The organism is Azonexus sp., from assembly GCF_036170495.1.
GTDB lineage: Bacteria > Pseudomonadota > Gammaproteobacteria > Burkholderiales > Rhodocyclaceae > Azonexus.
The window spans coordinates 1-3,900 of the sequence record NZ_JAVHPH010000198.1 but is presented as its reverse complement, the minus strand read 5'-3'; the positions used below and the strand labels follow the sequence as shown (position 1 = coordinate 3,900).

2 protein-coding genes are annotated in these 3,900 nt (G+C 56.0%); both read right to left on the bottom strand.

Annotation, left to right across the window (positions count from 1 at the left end; translation table 11 throughout):
* Nucleotides 1–2: 2 nt before the first annotated feature.
* On the bottom strand, nt 3–617 hold the full coding sequence (locus ADADOO_RS06675; RefSeq protein WP_511276079.1) for a hypothetical protein: 615 nt from the start codon (nt 615–617) through the stop codon (nt 3–5).
* A 143-nt stretch (nt 618–760) separates the two neighbouring features.
* Nucleotides 761–3,514 (bottom strand): XrtA/PEP-CTERM system TPR-repeat protein PrsT, encoded by a 2,754-nt coding sequence (gene prsT, locus ADADOO_RS06670; protein WP_511276081.1) that lies wholly within the window; start codon nt 3,512–3,514, stop codon nt 761–763.
* Nucleotides 3,515–3,900 lie beyond the last annotated feature (386 nt).

Here is a 3,900-nt window from a genome sequence, read left to right as displayed (position 1 = left end):
CCTTATGACAGCGCCCAGCTTAAACCGCTGTCTTGAAAACGGGGACCACTATAAACGTCCGCATAATTCCCGATTAAAGACCAACCTGTGAGGCTGGCGGCGGTGAAGGTCTTGCCAGTCAATACAGGAGCACCCGCCCCTTGCTGGTATGCCATTACGGTTATATCGGAGTCGGTACTGCCCGCCCAACCGATTTGAACCTTAGTCAATTTAACCACGTCATTAAAACTCAGCATTACCATTTCATAGCGCCCATCGTTATCGATAGCATGCTCAGGCGCATCATTCCGCATATCGCCTTGATCACCAGAACAACCGTCACCTGCACAGCCATCATTATTGTTGATGCCAAGGCCGCCGCTATAGGTTACAAAATGCGTATATTGGGAACTGTTGTAACCGGTCGCGCCTGATTGTTGCTCTATATTGTTGCCGTCAGTATTTGCCCATCCGGTAGGAGTCGCAGTGACGGTCGTCGCACCATCGACCGTCTTCGAAATGGGGTTGGGGCTGTTGTCACCCGAAGAACTATTCCAAGTCCAAGTTGCCGATGCGGATACTTGACCAGCCAAGACCACCGCTACGGCACCACACAATACTTTGAGATGTTTTTTCATGATTAGGCCCAGAGAAATCTATGTTAACCATCAAGCACAAATAATGCCCGAATATTAATTCATTTATATTCAACAAGCTGCACGAACAATACGTATTTCAAGTTATGTTCATGTAAAAAATATCGACACGACCGCCGAATCGCTCACAAACCTAAATCTTTTTTCAACTGGAAAAGCATTGCACTATTTGGGAGCGGCCCACGAGTTCTCAATGCCGCACGCAGTTCTTCCTTGGCCTCGTTTTGACGATCCATCTTGTTCAGCGCATAGGCCAGATGAAAACGGATTTCCGCACTTTCCGGGCTGCGCAGGCGTGCTTCTCGCAGATAGCGCAGGCCAAGTTCAGTCTCACCTTTCCCTACCAGTATCCAGCCCAGTGTGTCGGCATAGGCCGGATGATTGGGTGACAGCTTGAGGGCTTTTTCGGCAGCATCCTGGGCGCCCGGGTCATTCAACTGACTCAGCAGATTGGCATAGTTGTTGAGCGATGTCGCATCGTCGGGATTGGCTGCGAGAAAGCGCCGGTAGGCCTGCCGGGCCTGCGGCAGTTGGCCGGCACGAAACAGGGCTTCGGCCAGTGCCTTCAGGGCCAATTGATCGTTCGGGTGCTTTTTCACCCAGCCGTCAAGAAAGCTTGCCGCCTTGCCAATCTCGCCCGCCGCCATGTGCGCCTGAACGAGCGCCAGCGCATTATTAGTCGTTTCAGCACGAGAAAGCACCTTGCGGTAGCCGGAGATGGAAGCCGGGTACTGGCCGCGAAACATGGCCAGATCGGCGGTGGCTCTTGCTGTTTCAAGTGCGTTGGGATGTTTGGCTGCCAGCGTCTTGAGTGCCGCGTCAGCCTTGGAAGTACTTCCCCGACGCGCCTCGATCTCAACCAGCAGTGCCAATGCTGGAAGATAGTCCGGACTGTCCTGCAGGGCCTTGCTGATGCTGTAGGCGGCGCCATCCGGGTTGGCGGCGGCCAGTTGCAGGCGGGCGATGACGACCTGTGGCCGGGTGTTGAATTCAGCCAGGCGTGTCGCGCCGGTCAGGGTGAAACGGGCGTTTGCGGCATCGCCGGTTGCCAGGTAGGTTCTGGCCAGCGCCAGTTGTACTTTCAGGTCAGACTGAAAATTTACCGCCAACGCCTTGGCAACTTTCAGGGCTTCTTCGCCCTGTTTTTGGCTCAGATGGAGATCGATCAGCGCCAGCAAGGGGCCGGGGTCGTCGCGCTGGATTTCGCCAGCCTTGGTCAAATGGCGAATCGCTTCGGTCGGACGGCCGGCGCGTTGCTCGAGCAGACCGTACTCGCTCAACACCTGATAATTGTTACTGTCTTTTTTCAGCAGCCCATCGAGGAGGCGCCTGGCCTCATCGAAGCGCTTTTCGCTCATATCGAGCCGAGCCAGGTTGAGGGCTGCCGGAATAAACACGGCATCCCTAGCCAGCACCTGCGTGTAGGTGGTCCGTGCGCCCGCCTTGTCGCCGGTAGCGCCTTTCAACGAGCCAAGAAAGTTGAGTGCCGTCAGGTTGGCCGGATCGCGCTTGACCATCGCCTCGGCGGTTTGCAGGGCTTTTTGCGGCTTGACGAGGCGCATATAGAGCATGGCCAGGGTCATGCCGGCCCGGGTATCGGCTTGATTGGCCGCAAATGCTTTTTCGAGGTTTTTCAGTCCTTTTTCACCCTGGCCCAGGCCGAGCTGGCTATAGGCCAGCGAGCGTTTCATGGCGGGAGAATCGGTCTGGGCAGCAGCCTTCTCAAGCAGTTCGCTGGCCTGGGCATAGCGGCGCTGAGCGAGGTGCAGGGAACCGAGCATGTACATCAGTTGCGGATCGTCCGGGCTGGCCCGGAGCAGGGATTCGAGCATCGGCTGGGCACGCCCGTAATCCTTGGTATCGACGTAGATTGACGCAAGCAGTTTCTTGGCGCCGAGGTTTCTGCTGTTGCGGGAAAGGATGGTGTTGAGGTATTCGCTGGATTTCTGGTGATTGCCCAGCCCATGATGGGCGAGCGCCCCGGCCATCAGCAGTTGTTCGCGGCGGACCAGCCAGGCCGGCGGCAAGGCATCGATGGTTCGGGTCACTTCGTTCAGGGCTGCCGCCAGCTCGGGGCCATCACCTTTCTGCCCGGCCACCACGGCACGCAGATAGGCGGCTCTCGGGTCATCGTCGGCAAACGTCTTCAGGTAATCGAGGTCCTTTTTCGCCTCGGCGTCGCGCTTGAGGTCGATCAGCAGGGCGGCCCGGGCCACACGGGCATCGACGTGCTTGGGTGACAGCGACAGGGCCTTGTCGTAGGCCGCCAGAGCATCCGGCATTTGAAAAGCGGCGTGGGCCACCGAGGCCTTCATATTCCAGGCGTAGGCGTTGCCCGGGGCCAGCTCAGCAGCTTTTTCAGCCTTTTCCCTGGCTTGGTCAATTTTTCCTGCTGCCAGCAGCATCGGGACTTCGGCGATCAATGGCGAGGGCGATTTCGGGTCGATGGCCCGGGCATTTTCAAAGCTCTGAACGGCCTGCGTGCTTTTACCCAGTTCGAGGTAGGCGTTGCCCCGCATGGTCAGGATTTCAACCTGCAAATCCGTTGGCAGGCCGGATGGCTGGATGAGCTCAATCACAGCTTCGGGGCGTCCGAGCGCCAGGAATATCTGACCCAGCGGCAATGCTACTTCGCCGCGATTGACACCTTGCTTTAGCGCCTCTTCAAAAGCCACTTCGGCGCTTTGCAACTGGCCGCTCTTGAGCAGCGCCTTGCCGAGCAGGAGATGGGCAGCAAGCATTTTGGAGTCTTGTTGCAGGGCATTCTTCAATTGAATGACCGCCGCCGGCATTTCGTTTTTTTCGTATCTTTTTAGAGCATCTTCGTAATAGCTCGAAGCTTTTTCCGGTGTCGCCAGGCTACTTGCCGAGATAGCCATACCGATCACAAATGCTGCGGTGGAACGCATTGCAAAACGTACCCCAGACCACTCCGGGTGATGCGAAGACTGCTGGCAAATAAATGTTTGGAGAGTCATCGTGATTTGGAGGTTTTAGTGAATGGAATAGCTTGGCGGGAAAAAACAGTCCCCAAATGCCTATTTCAATGCTAACAACCTCAAGCAATTACCTGATGTGCGTTTTTTCACGAACGTACACCGATTGCATGGGTAATTTGATTATCGGATCAAGTGCAACGTCCGAAGCTATCGAATCTCAATACTGACAGTCTTACCTGACTTGCCGCCGGCGTTACGAATGAGATCGGCGATATCGGTATTGTTGAACCGCAATGCGATATCAAGCGCCGTTTCGCCCGTATCCA